This window comes from Aquirufa echingensis, from assembly GCF_042714525.1.
In the GTDB taxonomy this organism is placed as follows: domain Bacteria; phylum Bacteroidota; class Bacteroidia; order Cytophagales; family Spirosomataceae; genus Aquirufa; species Aquirufa echingensis.
The window spans coordinates 187,379-205,781 of the sequence record NZ_JBBKYA010000002.1; the positions used below are offsets into that span (position 1 = coordinate 187,379).

17 protein-coding genes are annotated in these 18,403 nt (G+C 42.3%); 1 reads left to right on the plus strand and 16 read right to left on the minus strand.

Annotated elements, in window-relative coordinates; all coding sequences use genetic code 11:
• Nucleotides 1–2: 2 nt before the first annotated feature.
• From ppk1 to SKC38_RS03550, 8 genes are all read right to left on the minus strand, one after another.
• On the minus strand, nucleotides 3–2,291 hold the full coding sequence (gene ppk1 / locus SKC38_RS03515) for a polyphosphate kinase 1 (protein ID WP_377975137.1): 2,289 nt from the start codon (nucleotides 2,289–2,291) through the stop codon (nucleotides 3–5).
• A 2-nt stretch (nucleotides 2,292–2,293) separates the two neighbouring features.
• Nucleotides 2,294–2,512, minus strand: a complete 219-nt coding sequence (locus SKC38_RS03520) for a hypothetical protein (RefSeq protein WP_377975139.1) — start codon at nucleotides 2,510–2,512, stop codon at nucleotides 2,294–2,296.
• Nucleotides 2,513–2,516: 4 nt separating this feature from the next.
• On the minus strand, nucleotides 2,517–4,484 hold the full coding sequence (gyrB, locus tag SKC38_RS03525) for a DNA topoisomerase (ATP-hydrolyzing) subunit B (RefSeq protein WP_377975140.1): 1,968 nt from the start codon (nucleotides 4,482–4,484) through the stop codon (nucleotides 2,517–2,519).
• A 94-nt stretch (nucleotides 4,485–4,578) separates the two neighbouring features.
• Nucleotides 4,579–6,102: a bifunctional phosphoribosylaminoimidazolecarboxamide formyltransferase/IMP cyclohydrolase gene (purH, locus tag SKC38_RS03530; RefSeq protein ID WP_377975142.1), complete on the minus strand. Its 1,524-nt coding sequence runs from the start codon at nucleotides 6,100–6,102 to the stop codon at nucleotides 4,579–4,581.
• Nucleotides 6,103–6,214: 112 nt separating this feature from the next.
• Entirely contained in the window at nucleotides 6,215–7,378 is a 1,164-nt protein-coding gene (locus SKC38_RS03535; RefSeq protein WP_377975144.1) for a glycoside hydrolase family 88 protein, read from the minus strand.
• Between the two features lie 233 nt (nucleotides 7,379–7,611).
• Nucleotides 7,612–8,376 (minus strand): SDR family oxidoreductase, encoded by a 765-nt coding sequence (locus SKC38_RS03540; protein WP_377975146.1) that lies wholly within the window; start codon nucleotides 8,374–8,376, stop codon nucleotides 7,612–7,614.
• Nucleotides 8,377–8,445: 69 nt separating this feature from the next.
• Complete coding sequence (locus SKC38_RS03545; protein ID WP_377975148.1) at nucleotides 8,446–9,744, minus strand: glycoside hydrolase family 88/105 protein; 1,299 nt, start codon at nucleotides 9,742–9,744, stop codon at nucleotides 8,446–8,448.
• Nucleotides 9,745–9,801: 57 nt separating this feature from the next.
• Nucleotides 9,802–12,636 (minus strand): PQQ-dependent sugar dehydrogenase, encoded by a 2,835-nt coding sequence (locus SKC38_RS03550; protein ID WP_377975149.1) that lies wholly within the window; start codon nucleotides 12,634–12,636, stop codon nucleotides 9,802–9,804.
• A 131-nt stretch (nucleotides 12,637–12,767) separates the two neighbouring features.
• On the opposite strand from SKC38_RS03550, the gene SKC38_RS03555 reads away from it, so the two are divergent.
• Nucleotides 12,768–13,187, plus strand: a complete 420-nt coding sequence (locus tag SKC38_RS03555) for a YybH family protein (protein WP_377975151.1) — start codon at nucleotides 12,768–12,770, stop codon at nucleotides 13,185–13,187.
• On the opposite strand, the gene SKC38_RS03560 is transcribed toward SKC38_RS03555, so the two are convergent.
• From SKC38_RS03560 to SKC38_RS03595, 8 genes are all read right to left on the minus strand, one after another.
• Nucleotides 13,184–13,783, minus strand: a complete 600-nt coding sequence (locus SKC38_RS03560; RefSeq protein WP_377975153.1) for a low molecular weight phosphatase family protein — start codon at nucleotides 13,781–13,783, stop codon at nucleotides 13,184–13,186. The genes SKC38_RS03555 and SKC38_RS03560 overlap by 4 nt on opposite strands.
• Before the next feature lie 102 nt (nucleotides 13,784–13,885).
• The gene (locus SKC38_RS03565) at nucleotides 13,886–14,392 is read right to left on the minus strand and encodes an ArsI/CadI family heavy metal resistance metalloenzyme (RefSeq protein WP_377975154.1); all 507 of its coding nucleotides are present in this window, start codon (nucleotides 14,390–14,392) and stop codon (nucleotides 13,886–13,888) included.
• Nucleotides 14,393–14,394: 2 nt separating this feature from the next.
• A complete protein-coding gene (locus SKC38_RS03570; RefSeq protein WP_377975156.1) occupies nucleotides 14,395–14,730 on the minus strand; it encodes an ArsR/SmtB family transcription factor in 336 nt (111 codons plus the stop codon).
• A 58-nt stretch (nucleotides 14,731–14,788) separates the two neighbouring features.
• Nucleotides 14,789–16,030, minus strand: coding sequence for a DUF3570 domain-containing protein (locus SKC38_RS03575; protein ID WP_377975158.1), 1,242 nt, complete (start codon nucleotides 16,028–16,030; stop codon nucleotides 14,789–14,791).
• An 8-nt stretch (nucleotides 16,031–16,038) separates the two neighbouring features.
• Nucleotides 16,039–16,248, minus strand: a complete 210-nt coding sequence (locus SKC38_RS03580) for a DUF4266 domain-containing protein (protein WP_377975160.1) — start codon at nucleotides 16,246–16,248, stop codon at nucleotides 16,039–16,041.
• A gap of 4 nt (nucleotides 16,249–16,252) precedes the next feature.
• A complete protein-coding gene (locus SKC38_RS03585) occupies nucleotides 16,253–17,242 on the minus strand; it encodes an FAD:protein FMN transferase (RefSeq protein ID WP_377975162.1) in 990 nt (329 codons plus the stop codon).
• The gene (locus SKC38_RS03590) at nucleotides 17,182–17,595 is read right to left on the minus strand and encodes a thioredoxin family protein (RefSeq protein WP_377975163.1); all 414 of its coding nucleotides are present in this window, start codon (nucleotides 17,593–17,595) and stop codon (nucleotides 17,182–17,184) included. Before SKC38_RS03590 ends, SKC38_RS03585 begins: the two co-directional genes overlap by 61 nt.
• A gap of 2 nt (nucleotides 17,596–17,597) precedes the next feature.
• Entirely contained in the window at nucleotides 17,598–18,188 is a 591-nt protein-coding gene (locus tag SKC38_RS03595) for a Rieske 2Fe-2S domain-containing protein (protein ID WP_377975165.1), read from the minus strand.
• Nucleotides 18,189–18,403 lie beyond the last annotated feature (215 nt).

Genomic DNA, 18,403 nt, shown 5'->3' on the forward strand with positions numbered 1-18,403 from the left:
AATTAGTTTTCAGATTGCGTCAAATTGACGGTATATTTTTCAAAGGTAAGCTGTTCAATCAAATCTTCCTCAGTAATTTCATAAAATGCTTGGTGAATATTAAATGGCTCACTACTTTCTACCTTCCAATAATTCCCATCTTCCTGCATTTCATAGGAGTTCACGGTATCACGCAAATTCCAGTCTAAAATGGTAATTGCCATGTTCTTAGCACGTGGGTTCACCATTTCAAAAAGGGATTCTATCCGACGATCAAAGCTTCGCACCATCACATCCGCCGAACCGCCATAAACTTTTGGTTCACCTCCCCGATGGAAATAATATAGACGCGTATGCTCCAAATAATTTCCTACGATCGATTTGATGTAAATATTATCTGACAATCCCGAACGTTGCGGACGAATGCAGCAAATACCACGAATAATCAATAATACAGGCACACCTGCTTTGGAAGCTTTATATAGTGCTTCCATCGTTTCTAAATCTTGTAAGGAATTAATTTTCCAACAAATACCTGCCGGAACACCTTGCTTATGGTTTTCAATTTCTTCATCGATCATCTCGATAAGTCGGTTACGCATATCGCGCGGAGCCGTAATTAAATGCTCATAGTGCGTAGGCATCGAATGCCCTGTAATTACATTGAAAAACTCCGAGATATCTTGCGTAATCCTCGAATCCGTCGTCAATAAGCCTAAATCGGTATAAAGTTTCGCCGTATCTTCATTGTAATTACCAGATGATAAATGTGCATAACTCATGACATGAGATCCTTCATTTCGAATAACCTGCAGTAATTTGGTATGCGTTTTTAAACCCGGAATTCCGTAAATCACAAAACAACCCGCTTTTTGTAAACGTGTCGCCTCCCGAATATTATTCTCCTCATCAAAGCGCGCTTTTACCTCAAACAACACGGAAACGTGCTTCCCTTGTTCTGCAGCACGTAACAAAGCAGACGCAATCCGAGAATTTTTCGAAATACGATAGAGCGTAATTTTGATGGCCAAAACATTGGGATCATCAGCTGCTTGTTCCAATAACTGAATAACCGGCTCAAAATTATTGTATGGGTGATGCAAGAGGATATCCCCGCGCTTCATCGTCTCAAAAATATCACTTATGTGAATCGATTTCAACCCCAAAGGAGGAACCACAGCAGGATTCGCGGCGAGCTTTGATTTAAATTCAGGGTGTTTAAGTATTTGCCAAAATGCCGTAAAATCAAGAATGGATTTCTTGATGAAGATATCCGCTAACTCTAAATTCCAGCGTTTCAACATTTCACTCAATAGAAAATCCGAATGATTTTCCTCTACCTCAACACGAGTTACTCGCCCTAAACGACGATCTTTAATTTTCTTTTTGATCTCATCCACAAAATCCGTTTCCGCATCTTCGTGTTCTACCACATCGAAATCTCCATTTCGCGTAATACGGAACAAGGTTGTCGACTCGATTTCAACATTCCGATAAAGAACTTGTAAATAATGACGAATAATTTGCTCAATGGGTAAAAACAAGACTTTATCATCCCGCTCAATCACATATAAACGCGTCAAATTCAAAGGTATTTGAACAAACGAAATCTTGCGATCCTTTTCATATTTGCCTTTGGAATTTTTCTTATCAGCAATTCCAACCGTAACGACTCCAAAAATGAGCGTTTTGGCTAACAAACTAGGGAATGTATGCGTATGGTCAAAAACCATGGGAGTTAACATCGGGTAAATCGTCCGATGAAAATAAGCCTCCGCGTCTGCAAGTTCGTCGGCCGACAAATCATCTAATGTAGCCAACATCAAACCATTATCCGGAAACAATGGTAGAATTTCTTCGATGAAGAGTCGGTGTTTTTCTTGGCTGAATTCTTGTGCTGACGCAATCAGTGTTTGCTTGAAGGGAACCTCACGCAAGCCAGAATAATCCGTGCGTTCTTTCCCAAAATCGATGTAATTATATAGAGACCCAATACGAATCGTAAAGAATTCATCGAGGTTGGAAGCCGTAATCGCTAAGAACTTCAATCGGTCGAAAAGACTTTTCTCTGCATCTCTTGCTTGATCCAAAACTCGCTCATCGAACTTCAACCACGATAAATCCCGTGAGATAAATCGGGCTTTAGCTATGGTATCCTGCGCCTTTTGCATGGACTTTTCCACCTTGCGCTTTGCTTCACGAGGAGCCATCAAATTAATCTTCCAATTCTTGGGTTGTAGGAACGACAAAAGATTCCCCTGGGAGGAATCTTCTGTTTCGTTAATAATTTGATCTAATTTTGAATCACTCATGATTAGGCTTCTGGAATTTGGTTTTTGATCGCTTCATAATCAGAACCAAGGCGACCCATTTCAGTGGCCAAGAATTTCTGAAGCTCCAAATTAAATATTCGTTTATCAGCTTCTGTTAAGGAATCATAAAGATCTTTCAGCTCTTGATTGATCTGTTGTTTTTCCTCCGCAGTGCTTGCGTGAATGCCACGCAAATGATAGGCTTTAAAATCAACCTCCATGGGACTAAACGTCTACTTTCGCGTATTTCGCATTCTTCTCAATGAAATCACGACGTGGTGCAACTTCATCACCCATCAACATCGAGAATAACAAATCAGCTTCAATGGCAGAATCTACTGTTACTTGCTTCAGTGTACGCGACTCTGGATTCATCGTAGTTTCCCACAATTGCTCCGCGTTCATCTCTCCAAGACCCTTATAACGCTGAACACCCACACTTTCCTCTTTTCCTCCAGCTGCTAATTCTTGAATTGCAAGTGTCCGTTGGTCTTCTGTCCAAACGTAACGAACCTGCTGACCTTTCTTCACTTGATACAACGGTGGTTGTGCAATGTAAATACATCCACGATCCACTAATTCACGCATGTAACGGAAGAAGAAAGTTAAAATCAACGTACGAATGTGACTACCGTCAACGTCCGCATCGGTCATGATGATTACCTTGTGATAACGTAATTTATCCATGTTCAAAGCACGCTCGTCTCCATCTTTTCCAAAGGAAACGCCCAATGCTGTAATCATGTTTTTAATCTCTTCGTTTTCGTAAATACGATATTCTTGCGCTTTCTCTACGTTCAAAATCTTACCACGCAAAGGCAAAATCGCTTGGAAAGCACGGTTACGACCTTGTTTAGCCGTTCCACCTGCTGAGTCCCCTTCGACTAAGTAAATCTCACATGTTTCTGGATCAGAATCTGAGCAATCGGCCAATTTACCAGGAAGTGAGTTAGAACCCAACACCGTTTTACGTTGAACCATCTCGCGCGCCTTACGGGCTGCATGACGTGCTTGCGCTGCCAAGATTACTTTCGCAACGATTTGACGTGCTTCTTTTGGATGCTCTTCTAACCAAGACTCCAACATATCCGACATCGCTGCCGAAACCGCACCAGAAACTTCACCATTACCTAATTTGGTTTTGGTCTGTCCTTCAAATTGCGGCTCAGCTACTTTCACCGAAATAACGGCTGTCAATCCTTCACGGAAGTCATCTCCCGCAATATCAATCTTCAATTTCTCTAATGCACCCGACTTATCCGCATAGTTCTTCAACGTACGTGTCAAAGCACCACGGAAACCCGCAACGTGGGTACCGCCTTCAATGGTGTTAATATTATTTACATACGAAACTACGTTTTCCGTGTAAGACGTATTGTACATCATCGCCACTTGAACCGGAACCCCGTTCTTATCACCTTCCATGTAGATTGGCTCTGTCAACAAAGGCTCACGAGTAGAATCCAAGAATGTCACAAACTCACGCAAACCACCTTCAGAGAAAAACTCCTCCGTACGTGCATTGCCTTCTTCATCTAATTCACGTAAATCCGTCAATTGAACACGAATACCCGCGTTCAAGAATGACAATTCACGCAAACGACCCGCTACGGTGTCATATTTATATTCAGTAACCGTAAAAATGGTCTCATCCGGCTTAAACAATACCGATGTTCCTGTACGATCTGTGTCCCCCACTTCCTTAACTGGATATTGCGGAACACCAATTTTATATTCTTGTTGGAAAATCTTTCCCTCACGATGAACCGTCACTTTCAAGTCTGTCGACAAGGCATTCACACAAGAAACCCCCACACCGTGAAGACCCCCAGAAACTTTGTAAGTATCTTTATCAAACTTACCCCCAGCGTGAAGCACCGTCATTACAACCTCTAGCGCAGAACGTTTCTCTTTGGTATGCATACCAGTAGGAATACCCCGACCGTTATCTTCAACCAAAATCGAATTGTCCGTATTGATCGTCACTTTAATTTTATCACAATGCCCAGCAAGCGCCTCATCGATTGAGTTATCGACAACCTCCCAAATCAAGTGATGAAGACCTTTAAATCCTGTATCACCAATGTACATGGAAGGACGCTTACGAACCGCCTCTAATCCCTCTAAAACTTGAATATTATCTGCACCATAATTTGCCCGATCTTGAGCTGATGTATCTTGTGCTTCTGACATAATGTAATTTAAATGAGTTGAACGAGCTCATTGCTTTGCCCGATTTTAATTGTTGAATCCTAGCCTTAAAAATACAAATTTTTGCCGAATAATCCTAATGCTTAAAGTGGCGAATTCCAGTCATCACCATGGCGATATCATTCGCATCACAATAGGCAATTGAATCCTGGTCTTTAATCGAACCACCAGGCTGCGTCACCGCAACAATCCCCGCATTTCCTGCAATCTCTACACAATCTGGGAATGGGAAAAATGCATCGGATGCCATCACCGCTCCATTCAAATCAAAACCGAATTCTTTCGCTTTATCAATTGCCTGCTTCAAAGCATCCACGCGTGAGGTTTGACCTACACCTGAAGCTAATAACTGACCATCATTGGCTAATACAATCGTATTCGATTTCGTATGCTTACAGATCTTTAATGCAAATGCCAAAGCACGCTTTTGCTCTTCCGTAGGAACGCGTTTAGTCACCGTTTTGAAATCGGCCACACCTTCCATCACTAAATCTTTATCTTGCTCTAACACACCGTTCAACAAAGTCTTGAACATTTTCTTTGGAAACTCAACCGCATTACGCTTCAATAAAATGCGATTCTTTTTCGTTTTCAAAATCTCCAAAGCCTCCTCCGTAAACGAAGGTGCAATCAAGATCTCGCAGAACAAAGGATTAATCGACTCTGCCGCTGCTTTATCTACTTCGTTATTTGTTGCCAACACGCCACCAAATGCCGAAACAGGATCACAAGACAATGCCTTATCGTAAGCCTCTTTCACCGTTTGACCTGTAGCAACTCCACATGCATTCATGTGCTTAATAATCACAAATGCCGTTTCATCAAATTCATCTAATAAGGTAATGCAAGCATCTACGTCTACTAAGTTGTTGTAAGACAATTCTTTGCCATGTAATTTATCGAACAGGGCCGACAAATCTCCGTAGAAAGTACCTTGTTGGTGCGGGTTTTCTCCATAACGCAAACCGTTCGCAGGTAAGCTTGTATAATTAGCCAAATCAGCCATTTCCCCAGCAAAATAACGTTGGATTGCTCCATCGTAATGCGATGAAACAGCAAATGCTTTTTGAGCAAAGCTTCTACGTTCTGCTAAGGTTGTTGAAGTCGTACCATTTGCAGCAAAAATCGCTGAAACCTCCGCGTATTGATCACGTGAAGAAACGATTAGCACATCGTTAAAGTTTTTGGCACCACCACGAATCAAGGAAATACCCCCGATATCAATTTTCTCTATAATATCCTCATCTGAAGCGCCTGATGCCACCGTTTCTTCAAAGGGATATAAATCCACCATCACTAAATCCAACGCAGGGATATCGTATTGTTTTGCAACTTCCACGTCGGAAGCCAAATCACGACGATGTAAAATTCCTCCAAAAACCTTCGGATGTAAGGTTTTTACACGACCACCAAAGATGGAAGGATAACCCGTTAGATCCTCCACAGCAATCACAGGAATACCTAATTCTTCAATGAAAGACTGCGTCCCTCCTGTTGAATAAAGCGTTACGCCATTTTTATGAAGTTCTTGGATAATCGGTGCTAAACCGTCTTTGTAATAAACCGAAATTAAGGCTGATTGGATTTTTTTTACTGACATGGGGCTTAATAAAAAATGAAGCCACAAATGTACGCATTTTGCTTAGCTTGAGCAAGCCCATTCCCTTAGCTTTGGCAATCCTTAAAGGTTTGCCAAAGCTGAACGGGGAATGCTATTTTTTATTGTAACGCTCGTATCGCAACAATCCTTCCAAATAGTAGTAATCTGCATAAATCAAAGGAACATCAATCTCCGAATTCAAGGATTTAGCACCTACGCAATGTTTTATCAAGAAGTTGTTATTTTCTCCCAAAGCGGCACGATATGCAGGACTTGATAAAGACTCCAACATCTTCACAGCATCCGCGTAATAGCGCTTACCTTTTTCGCCTGAATAGGTACTTAACTCCAACAAAGCCGATGCGGCAATCGCACCAGCAGATGCATCACGCTCCTCGTTGGGAATATTAGGCGCATAAAAATCCCAATACGGAATTTTATCCGCAGGTAAATTCGGGTGATTTAAATAGTAATCGGAGATCTTTTGAGCAAAATCTAAATACTTTTTATCCTTTGTATTGCGGTACATTTCTACATAACCATACATCGCCCAAGCGTGTCCACGCGTCCAGCAAGACTCATCTAGATAACCTTGATGTTGTTTTTTGGCCAAAACCTTTCCATCTACATCGTATAAAATCACATGATAACTTGAATTATCCGGACGGAAATGATGCTTCATGGTATTATCTGCATGCGTGATGGCAATTTGACGATAGCGATTATCCCCTGTCTCCCGCGAAGCCCAAAACAACAATTCCAAATTCATCATGTTGTCGATAATTACCGGGTATTTATAGCCTCCCTTGAAGCTATTCCATGATTTGATCAAACCAATCGCTGGATCAAATCGAGTGGCTAAAGACTTCGCCGATTGAATCAATACTTGCTTAGCATGCGGATCTTTGGTCAAACGTAATTCTTGCCCGAAAGAATCATACATCATGAATCCCAAATCGTGTGTTCCTGTATTGAATTGTTCTTTCTCAACAGCCGCGGTCCACAAGCGTGCTGCTTTTTCCCATTGCGCATCATGCGAGCGTTCGTACAATTGCCACAAACCTCCTGGGAAAAATCCAGAACACCACCATTTGGAAGGCATATTCCGATAAGTTCCATCGTGGTTCGCAGAATGTACCGTCACCGAAGTATCTGGATGATCCGCCAACATACGTTGATACTGCTGTTCGGCTAATTTAAATTGCTTGTTGACATCGATTTTTTGCGCAAAAACTGACAGCGGTGCCAATAATGCGAGGAGGATAAGTTTTTTCATAGGTTTGTCTGTAATCAGTCGCTAGTAGTCAGTCGCTAGTTGTCTGTCTTATATTTTAAGTCTTAATTCTTAGTTCTTAACTCTTAGTTCTTAACTCTTAATTCTTCACTCTTAGTTCTTAACTCTTAGTTCTTAACTCTTAATTCTTAACTCTTAATTCTTCACTCTTAGTTCTTAATTAAATAGACGCGAAGTATCGCGTCTCTACAAATACAAGGTCTAAAGTCCAAGGTCTATCTCCCCATCCATCCGCCATCAACGGTCAAAATAGTCCCATGCACATACTTCGAGGCATCCGAAGCTAAGAAAACCACAGGGCCTTTGAAATCAGCAGGTTCGCCCCATCGATTCGCTGGAATACGACCTAAGATTGAAGCACTTCGCTCTTTATCTTCGCGCAATGCCGTTGTATTGTCCGTTGAAATATAGCCCGGCGCAATCGCATTGACATTAATTCCCTTACTCGCCCATTCGTTGGCCAATGCCATCGTCAAACGCGCAATTCCTCCTTTACTAGCTGCATAACCGGGAACATTGATTCCACCCTGAAAACTCAATAATGATGCGGTAAAAATAATTTTTCCGGAACCATGGGCCAGCATCGACCGACCTATTTCCCGACTTAAAATAAATTGGGAGGAAAGATTCACTTCTAGAACCTCATCCCAATATTCGTCGGAATGTTCCGCTGCAGGATCACGTAAGATTGTTCCCGCATTATTCACCAAAATATCAATCCGAGGATAGTCACGCAACACGGCTTTGATAAATTCATACAAAGATTCCCGATCAGAAAAATCCGCTTGGTAGGCCTTAAATTTTCGCCCTAAGGCTGTAACCGCCTTTTCAATGTCAGAGCCATTTAATTCGAGTGTAGCCGAAACACCAATAATATCAGCTCCCGCCTCCGCAAGTCCAATCGCCATGGCCATGCCTATCCCCTTCTTACATCCTGTCACCAACGCGACTTTTCCGCTTAAATCAAATGTATTTTGCATAAACTTAATTTATATTTAAAGGCTTATTAATATCATCTTTACTCAAAGAACATCTCACAAATAAGCTGCTTATTTCAAATGAACCGCAGAATCATTGATTTGATAATTCTTAGTTTTCACCAATTCCATGATCGCAGATCCTGCTAATAATACCGGTCCATAGCCATGCGCCGCAAATGGGGAAATCGGTCGATAGTAGTAGAATGCCGGATCCCAAGCCAAGCCCGTTCCCACACAAGTGCCTTCTACATGTCCTTTTTCGTTCACTTTAGAAGCGACAGCATTCCAGCCTAATAAAGCCGCAGGGCCATAAATTTTCGGATCTAACCAACCCATGTTGATGCCCTTGGCAATCACATAGGTATAAATGGCTGTTGCAGATGTCTCTAAATAAGAATCGTTTTTATCAATTAACTGATGCCAAAAACCCGTTCCATCTTGATAAGACATCAAACCTTTTAAATGAAGCTTCAACTGCTTTAAGATCTCGGGGCGGGCAGGATGATTCGCCGGTAAAAACTCCAACATTTCACATGTCGTTAAGAGAGCCCAGCCATTGGCACGGGCCCAATGAAACTCCGGATGTTCTTCGGCATCCACTAAATAGCCATGCATGTAAATATTCAAATTCGGATTGAACATACGTTTGCGGTAAGCATTGAATTGGAAAACCGCTTCTTCGTATTCGCCCAACTGTAAAAGTCCAGGAATTGCCATGTACATATCATCCAACCACATCGTGTGATGCAAAGGACGAATACGAACCAAAGTACGATCCGGTAAACGATGCTCTTCCTTTAAAATAAAATCGGATGCACGCTTAGTCACAAAAGACATATCGGTCGGAAAACCGGCCTTCTTCGCTTTAACAACTGCCATACCCATCGCCCCAATGTCATCCAAGGCACGCGGGTGAATCAGGCCATGCAAAACATGTTTCGATTCATTTTTTTGTGCCGCGGGAATGGCCGAGGCGATTAAATTCAAGCGATTGAAAACATAATCCTTGTATTTGGCAGAACCTGTAATGCGGCTCAGTTCCAACATACCCGAATAGGTTACGCCCCATTCATACGAAATAGGCCGAAAATCTCCTTTTGAGAATACCGTCTGATCTTCAAAGGCTTGTCCAGGTGACCAAACTGCACCCGTCGTTTTATTCACAAAATGATTGGGGGTTGCAACTTCAAGGTAATTAAAAACACGATCGATTACTGACTGCACCTCTTCCGGTTTTGCCGCACCATAATGCGAAGGATAATCAGGCTGCAAAGCGTGCAATGGAGCCGTAGCATCGGAAGCTGCTGTAATATTTTTCTGAGCGAATAGGCTCGAAGAAAGAAAAAGAAGGACTAATGTATATCGCATAAAAAAGGGCTTACTCATCATAAAGACAAGCAAGCCCCAATTTTACTTTTTGAAATTTTATTTTTTCATTTCAATTCCTTGAATCTGAACAACAATTTGTTGGTCTGTCGCCTTCGGATTCACCGCAACAAAATACACATCATGCTCACCTGCAGTAGCTTGAATTGCCACTTTCTGAGCTGAAGGCCCTGAAGGACGACGAGGAGCTTGTTGGGCCGGTGCCGGAGCTCCTGCTGTTCCTGTAGCTGGTGCTGCTGTACCTGCTGCCGCTGGCGTTCCTAGCGGCGCACCTTTACCAGGAGTTGCTGCAGGTGCTGGACCACCAAATCCCCCTTGAGAAACCTCAATTGGATTCGTTTTGCCAATCACCGGACCTGTTGGAGAATCCAAGTGAATTTCAATCACACCACCCGCTGCATTCGTACGAGCTTGCGCAGATGCTGAAATATCAATGGTCGAAATTCCAGTTAAATCTAAGCCTTTGTAACCTAAATAAGGATTTTGTCCCACCATATTCGTTGAACGACCTGGCGTAATCAATTGCAAAATACCTTTAGTTACATCCGCCTTTTCCACATCCAATTGTGGAGCACGTAAGAATACCCACTTCTCAGACTGTACGGGAGCAATTTTCTTGTTTCCCTTGTCTACATAGGTTGCACGAACAACAAACACCCCTTTTGATGCTTTTTGTCCTTCTGGCTTAACCAAAGCTAATTCTCCTTTCAAGGCAATTTTATTTGAAGCTTTTGGCTCACTTAGGCTCATGATGTATGCCACCATTTGCTTCGCATCAGCTTTAGAAATCGCAGGGTGTGCCGACATCGCATGCTCACCCCAAACACCCATACCACCGGCAATCACTTTATCGGCTAATTGGTCGATGACATTTTGGCCTTTGTATTTCACAGAAACCTCATTGTAGCTTGGTCCCACAGAACGAACGTTCAACTGGTGACACGATTTACAATCGCTCTTATTAATCAAACGCAAACCTGCAGAAGCAAACAAATCTGAATCTGCCTTGCGGTGACTTTGCGACATTTCAATCGGATCATAACCAAATGGAATGTAATCCAACGTAGCCGCAACCGTTTCTGGCGCGATGCCTTTTTCTAATTCGCCATCTTCCTTATCAGTAACCTTCACCTTGTACTTCGGTGCTGAATCAGCGAAGTAAAAAGATTTGTTGGCTCCTTCGAAATCGATATCAACAACCGGCGCTTCGTTACCCACTAAGATTTCCAAAGCAGCCGTATTACTCGCACCTTTTGAATCGGTTGCCTTCAAGCTCACCGCATATTTACCCGCTTCTTTCAGACTCAAAGAAGCCTTTTCGCCGGATAAATTTTTCACGAATTTGCCTGCTTTTTTCACAGTCCAGGTATAGGCCAACTTATCTCCATCGGCATCTTTAGTACCTTCAGCAGAAAGTGTTGTATTGAATGGAGCTGCACCCGCTTTGCTTGCAGCGGAGGCCACCACCTCTGGTTTACGATTGCCACCTTGGTATTCGATCTTCACCAAACGCGCATTTTCATTCCCTCTAAACCAAGCAGAACCATATTCCAATACATATAAATCTCCCTCAGGGCTGAAATCCATATCGATCGCAGATCCAAAAGTCGTATTTGGCATAAAGCGTTCCATCGATTTGTAATTGCCATTTTCATCTAAAGTAACAGCCATAATCCAACCGCGCATAAATTCAACGATCAACCATTTGCCTTCATAATAAGAAGGAAATACGCGTTTCGCGCCTGGGAAATCAGATCGATGAAATACCGGACCACCCGTTGCCGAACGTCCTGAAGAACCAACTAATGGGAATTCCTCTGAGGTTCCGTAAGGATACCAAATCATGGCTTTTGTTGCCGGTGGCAATTCACGCAAACCTGTATTGTTAGGAGACTCATTCACGGGAGCAGCTGGATTGAATTTGGGTCCAATCGCTAATGTTTCAAAATTCACATCCGCATAGGCTTGGTTATTTCCGATGAAATAAGGCCAACCATAATAACCAGGTCCTTTGGCTTGATTAAACTCATCGTAACCACGAGGACCTTTTTCCGAATCAACGGATGCATCAGGTCCTACTTCACCCCAATACAAAAATCCTGTTTTTGAATCGATGCTTGGTCTCCAAGGATTACGGTGTCCCATCGTATAAATCTCAGGACGTGTTTTAGCTGTACCAGGCGCAAATAAATTGCCTTTCGGAATGGTATAGGTACCGTCCTTTTCTGGGTGAATACGTAAAATTTTACCACGTAAATCATTTGTGTTCGAAGCGCCACGTTGGTCATCCCAATATGCCTGCCCCGGACGTTCGTCGATAGGCGCATAGCCATCCGAATTACTGTTACTTGTGTTATTTCCCACAGTCAAGAATAAATTCCCAGCTTTATCAAACACCATTCCTCCACCAGTATGGCAGCATTCTTCGCGTTGTGTAGGTACTTCCAAGATGATTTTTTGTTGGTCCACCAACAATTCTTCATCCTTCAATTCCATACGAGCCAAGACATGTTTCGTCTCTTTCGGATGTGCATAATAGATGTATAACCAATGATTTTCTTTGAATTTAGGATCGACAACTACGCCCATCACACCTTCTTCGGCTTCGCGCACTTGTCCAGCGCGGTTCGTATATTTAGTATTTGTTACGATTTTACCAATTGACTTGGTAATTCCAGTTGCTGGATCATATTGTTTTACTTCTCCTTTACGCTCTACGAAAACAATGCGTCCGTCGGGTAAGAAGGTAAATTCCATCGGCTCATCGAGTTTATCTACGAGTACCGACTTAACAAACCGATTTTCATCGGGGGCTTGTGCAAAAGCTGCGAGCGAGGTACATGCTAGCGAAAGAGCTAGTAAAAATTGCTTCATAGTTAGTCTAGATTTATTATTTTACAAAAATGATACAATAATCCGTAATTAAAAATCCCACATTTGAATTTGATACGAAATTCGAACATGTGTCGACAAAAAATCATTTACTTTATAAAAAATATCGAACTATGAAATTGATTGCCTTTATCCTTTTAAGTCTCCCCATTTTTGCACAATCAAATAAAGACGATTCTGATATCCATTCTGTCCTGCACACACAGGAGAAACTTTGGAATGAGGGAAAGATTGAAGACTTTATGGAATATTATGCCAAAACCGAAGATTTGAAATTCATCGGTAAATCGGGGGTTACCCAAGGTTGGGCTGCAACGCTAAAACGCTACCAGACGAGTTACCCGAATCGGGAAACGATGGGAACGCTCTCCTTTGATATTCAGGAAGTGGATGTAACAGCTGGCCAAACAGCCTGGGTACTCGGACGCTGGAATCTAAAACGACCTAGCCTAGGAGATGTGGGAGGTTATTTTACGCTATTGCTCAAGAAAATTGACGGTCGCTGGTTGGTCGTCCGTGACCATACCAGCTAGACGCGAGAAAACACATAGAACATTTCACTCGCAATTTGGCGAGAGCGTTTATCGTACATCGCTGCTTCTAAATCCGTGTCATCAAAGGCTTTAGGATCTTCGTAACGCACCGGAATGCGCACTTCAGCACCTGGGATAAACGGGCAATTCTCGTCGGCATGCGAGCAAGTCATCACCGTAGCAAAAATGCGGTGTGGATTAATGACATCATCATACAATTTTGAGAATGCGATGATGGGACGAGAGTCCTCAGTATGTAATACAAAGTAAATCGGATTGGAATGTCCGTGTTTCGAAACGATGAAACCCATGCGTTCTAAGGATGCAACTGTTCGTTCATTGCATGCTGTTACCTCGACCCCACCGGAATAACATTGTGCGGCCAACTGAAAATAATCTGCGGCTGTTTGGGCCCAAATTTGCGCGAATTGTGAACGGCGCGAATTATGCGTACAGATGAAATTCAGAAGAATCGGTTGCTCCTTTTCGCGTTTAGACTTGATGTATTCGATCAAAGGCTGAAGAACAGCTTTACGTTCATCAGAAATTTCAAGCGCTAAAATGGATTCGAGGTTTTCGTTTAGGGTATTGTTCATACGATGAGATGGACTTCTTTCTTCTTCAGCTTTGGCAATCCTTTGAGGTTTGCCAAAGCTAAGGGTTTATGACGATATAAAAGATTCAAAAACTGATAATTCCTAGCAACATCCCGAACCTGGAGCACATGAATTAGCTGATTGAATTTCAGCAATTTTGAGTTTGGGTTTTTCGGCTACGGGTGGCATGCAACAAGCCGATGCATCCTGCGCTGCATAATGCGGGTCATTAAACTCCGCATCCTCATGGAAATAATAAACTTCCCATTGAACACCATCCGGATCCGTCGTCCAGAATTTATCTTGAACGGCATAACAACATGAGGTACCGATTTCTTCTTTGGAAACAATCCCTTGCGCTCTCGCCTGCACAAGCCGATTCGTCATTTCCTCCACCGTTTCCACCTGAAAACCTAAGTGTCCAAAATTCGCTTGAACGCGCTCCGGGTTTTCGATAAACGAAATGATTAACGAGGGAGAATCTAATACGTATTTAGCATAACCCGGTTTGATCTTCGTAGCCGGCTGGCCAAAAAACGTTGAATAAAAATTCACTGATGCCGCCAAATTGCTGACATAAAGTGATACGTGCATACGTGGAAAGCTCATAATTAACAGCAGTTAGATTGTTGAGAAACAAAATAATTTTCAAAAAACGACCCGAACAATTGACTAAATTCCGCCCATTTATCCGGATTAATGCAATAACAAACGGAAACCCCTTCAATAGTCCCTTGAATAAAACCGATTTCCTTCAATTCCCGAAGGTGCTGCGAAACTGTTGCTTGCGCTAAACCCAATTCCGAAATCAATTCTCCATTGATACAAGTTTTCGATTTCACCAAATACTGCAAAATGGCCACTCGAGCCGGATGGCCCAACACTTTTGCCATTTGCGCGATCGCATTTTGCTCTTCGGTAAACAAATCGGTTTTGGTAATTCCCATGCTAATATTATTACATTGCAATATTACGATGAATCAAGTAAATAAAAAAGGCCGAAGCCTATTTTATTTTAATACTCATGGAGATACTATGACCGATCATTCCGTTGGAACGCGAATAATAGCCATAACGTACTTCTAAGGAATTCCAATTGATAAGACTCGCGATCCCGCCCGGAGGGGACAAACGCAATCCAACGCCCATGAATTGACTCGTGAAACTCGACAAGTCATAATCAGAGGTATAGTAAGATTCTGTTGTAGCGTGCTGGCCGTAAGCTTTGAAATAATCCACTTTCCCTTGAATGTTAAATCGATAGAATGGACTAATCGAGAAGAAAGGAGATATTTTATACGGTACTTCTAAGTTGGCCGTATGTGCCGCCATGCCCCAATCATCAATATAGGCCCGGTAAAATGCGCGAATAATTGTATTATCCCCCATGAAATAACTGAGGCGGAAACCTACTGGCAATTTAAAACGAGTACCAGGCAACTTTTCAACGGTTTCATTCCCATTCGTGAAATATACGCGATGAAAAGGCGTACTCAATAATCCCTCTTGAAAACTAGGCTCAATAATCGCCATTACCTGCAAACGCTGATTGATGACTTGAGAAACAGCAAAAGACGCATTAAATGAATTTCTTGGCTTGTAATCAATACCTTTTTGATCCCCATGCGCTCCCGAGGGATAGGTCGAAGGTCTTAATTCCGATGGCAAAATGGCCATATACGTATCCAAAAACGCACCACCTTTGAATGACCATTCGGTATTTTTGTTTTTCGATAATTTCGCAAAACTTGCCGTAAATCCATGCGATTTATAGTCGTATTCGGTTGAATAGGAATATGCCAAACCTTGTGTGGTTCCTAATAAATCATCTTTGACTGACCACGCTATGCTCGGATAAATATGCGTATCCTTACGGGAAGCGGATGAAATAGTTAATGGGTCAATCTTATCGGAAGAGGCTGAGGTATATTGATCAATATTAAAATCTGCGGTAAAGGAATGCGTCCGATTATAGCGATCCAATTTGGAAAATCGCAACTCCAAGGAATTAGCCAAATCCGTTAATTTCTCCGTACCAATACCTCCCGTAATGGCCGAATTATTCCCGTCTTGATCATAATAACCGGTGACAATGTTTGCTTCCTCAAACTTCAGTTTGCGTTTGGAGTATTCAGTCGAATCGTTCAAAAATTCTTGCGCATGGCTCCGACTATAAAACACCTGCTGAGCCTTTAAACCGTGCAAAAGTGAACAATAAATTCCGATTGCTAGGATAACTTTTTTCATATCTTATCTTAGTTACAACCGCAGCCCCCACCGCTTTTTCCACCATTTGCGCCTGAAGCACCTTCTCGGTATAAATAAAATGCCTGCTCAAATTTCTCACTTTTGCGTGAGGACAATTCCATTTCTGAATCGTTAATGCGACTCTTTTGGTATTCCTTCACCGCCGTACAGGAAGATAGGCTGGCCACCAGGGCAATCAATAATATGATTTTTTTCATCGTATTAAGCTATGCGTGTTGTAATGTTATTCGATTGAAAAATCCGATTTGCGTCATCAATTATCACGCAAAACACACCATTCAATTGGTTCACTAAATCTAATCCTACTTCTATCCCCATAACTGCAATGGGCGTTGTCAATGCATCTGCTAATTCCGCAACCGGAGCAAATACCGAAACACTCTTTATGCCATGAATCGGATAACCTGTCCTTGGATTTATCGTATGCGAATACTTCTTTCCACCGATCCAAACAAACTTCTCATAATTCCCAGATGTAGCTACGGCTGCATCCTTTAAATCAAAATCAGCAATTGTTTGACTTGGATTATCCGGATCAACAATCGCTACTTTCCAGGGCATTCCTTGTTCATTCATCCCCCAAGCACTCATATCGCCTGATGCATTTACGACTCCGTTTTGAAATCCCAACTGCTTTAATCGCTTTTTCGCTTGGTCCGCAGCATAGCCTTTTCCTATCCCTCCAAATCCAATGCGCATGCCTTTATTTCTTAAAAATACTGTTCGATTTTCGGGATCCAGTTCGATGGCTTGATAATCAATCAATCGAACCGATTCTGCCAATTTTTCTGGACTCGGCAATTCGGTCATTTGTTGGTCAAAATTCCAAAACCGTTTATCCAAGGACCCATAACTTAAATCAAAAGCACCTTGGGTCAAGCGGGATATTTTTTGCGCCCGAGCAATCAAATCAAATACATCTTGATCCACTTCCACGGGAGAAATTCCGGCGTTTTCGTTGATCAGAAAGGTCTGACTTGACTCATTAAATGTCGTTAACAAACCTTCAATCCGTTTAATTTCTAGCACAGCTTCTACGAGCCCTTCCTTCGCCTCCGCCGCATTTTCAGCGACAACACCTAGGTCGAATCGGTTACCCATCAACAAATCGGTCCGCTGAAATAAAGGCATTACTGAAAAGCAGAAATTTCCGTGATAAACTTCTGAACCGATGGTTGATAACCCTCCCATTCTTTTAGAACTTTACCTTGGCTATTGACCAAAACCGTCAGCGGAAACTTTCCATTTGGATTGTATCGTTCCGCCATTTGATCATTGCGAGCTTGTTGGTCTGCAGGCAATTGATTCTTTTTCAAACGCGGAAAATCAGCCCGAACAAGCACTAATTTATCTTGCGCATATTGGCCAAAAGCCTCGCTTTCAAACACGTCATGTTTTAATTTAATACAAGGTCCGCACCAATCTGAACCTGAAAAGTTCAATAATATCAGCTTTTTCTGTGTCGATGCGTCTTTTTGCGCTTGCGAAAAGTCTCCCATCCAGGAGAGCAAGCTAAAGAATAAAATACTTAGTAGTTTCATCATGATTAGGCATAAACAATGAGGGTTTTCCCGTCATTGGCAGTTTTATAAACGGTTAGTGGTGACCGGGCAACCGTATTTAAATTGGCCCCCGTTAACGAAAATCGCGCGCCATGGTCTGTACAGAAATATTCCGTTTTATTGAAAATAACCCTGCGCTTTGGTTCGTGCGTACACAAATTCGATGCAGCTACATAATCACCAGAAGCAGTCCGACCGATAACAATGGCATTATTTACGGTGATATAACCACCCGTGCTCGCTAATGCTGATGAACTTGAAATTGTCAGATCTAGTTTAACCAAAGGGCTTTTTACATTCGCTAGCTCAGCAGTGCTCACTTTTCCGAGTGGCAAGGTGGAAGATGATGTTGAACCACCTGCGGTTGTCCCTCCACTTGGGGCGCTTGGTGTACTAGCTGCACTATTTTTTGTACTATCGACCGCAGCAACCGTCTCGCCATTTTTATTGACAATCAAGGATTCCAAAACCGAATCTTCTTGTTGAGTACATGAAGCCAAAACGGCCATCAAAGCACCACCCTGAAAGCCCATTTTTTTAAAAAATTCGTAACGATTGTATTTCTCTTGTTTCATACTTAAAAGGCAAAGAGCTTGTGATGTTCGAAATTACCGAATTATTGATGGCGAAAAAATGACAATTGTCTTTTTGACAAATTCCATCGATGAAATCCCAAACGAAGGAGACGACCCTGCTGCCTACCTTTGGCAATCCTTGAAGGTTTGCCAAAGGTGAAAAAGGGCAGCAAAAAGCTACGGTTTATTCAGGACAATTTGCCTTAAAAAACTGA

Bases quoted from the DNA above. Each gene is read 5' to 3' on its own strand.
- SKC38_RS03555 (WP_377975151.1), top strand. From the start codon at position 12,768: ATGAAATTGATTGCCTTTATCCTTTTAAGTCTCCCCATTTTTGCACAA.
- gyrB (WP_377975140.1), bottom strand. From the start codon at position 4,484: ATGTCAGAAGCACAAGATACATCAGCTCAAGATCGGGCAAATTATGGT.
- SKC38_RS03535 (WP_377975144.1), bottom strand. From the start codon at position 7,378: ATGAAAAAACTTATCCTCCTCGCATTATTGGCACCGCTGTCAGTTTTT.
- SKC38_RS03570 (WP_377975156.1), bottom strand. From the start codon at position 14,730: ATGGGAATTACCAAAACCGATTTGTTTACCGAAGAGCAAAATGCGATC.
- SKC38_RS03575 (WP_377975158.1), bottom strand. From the start codon at position 16,030: ATGAAAAAAGTTATCCTAGCAATCGGAATTTATTGTTCACTTTTGCAC.
- purH (WP_377975142.1), bottom strand. From the start codon at position 6,102: ATGTCAGTAAAAAAAATCCAATCAGCCTTAATTTCGGTTTATTACAAA.
- SKC38_RS03595 (WP_377975165.1), bottom strand. From the start codon at position 18,188: ATGAAACAAGAGAAATACAATCGTTACGAATTTTTTAAAAAAATGGGC.
- SKC38_RS03585 (WP_377975162.1), bottom strand. From the start codon at position 17,242: ATGGGAGGGTTATCAACCATCGGTTCAGAAGTTTATCACGGAAATTTC.
- ppk1 (WP_377975137.1), bottom strand. From the start codon at position 2,291: ATGAGTGATTCAAAATTAGATCAAATTATTAACGAAACAGAAGATTCC.
- SKC38_RS03545 (WP_377975148.1), bottom strand. From the start codon at position 9,744: ATGCGATATACATTAGTCCTTCTTTTTCTTTCTTCGAGCCTATTCGCT.
- SKC38_RS03550 (WP_377975149.1), bottom strand. From the start codon at position 12,636: ATGAAGCAATTTTTACTAGCTCTTTCGCTAGCATGTACCTCGCTCGCA.
- SKC38_RS03565 (WP_377975154.1), bottom strand. From the start codon at position 14,392: ATGAGCTTTCCACGTATGCACGTATCACTTTATGTCAGCAATTTGGCG.
- SKC38_RS03580 (WP_377975160.1), bottom strand. From the start codon at position 16,248: ATGAAAAAAATCATATTATTGATTGCCCTGGTGGCCAGCCTATCTTCC.
- SKC38_RS03560 (WP_377975153.1), bottom strand. From the start codon at position 13,783: ATGAACAATACCCTAAACGAAAACCTCGAATCCATTTTAGCGCTTGAA.
- SKC38_RS03590 (WP_377975163.1), bottom strand. From the start codon at position 17,595: ATGATGAAACTACTAAGTATTTTATTCTTTAGCTTGCTCTCCTGGATG.
- SKC38_RS03520 (WP_377975139.1), bottom strand. From the start codon at position 2,512: ATGGAGGTTGATTTTAAAGCCTATCATTTGCGTGGCATTCACGCAAGC.
- SKC38_RS03540 (WP_377975146.1), bottom strand. From the start codon at position 8,376: ATGCAAAATACATTTGATTTAAGCGGAAAAGTCGCGTTGGTGACAGGA.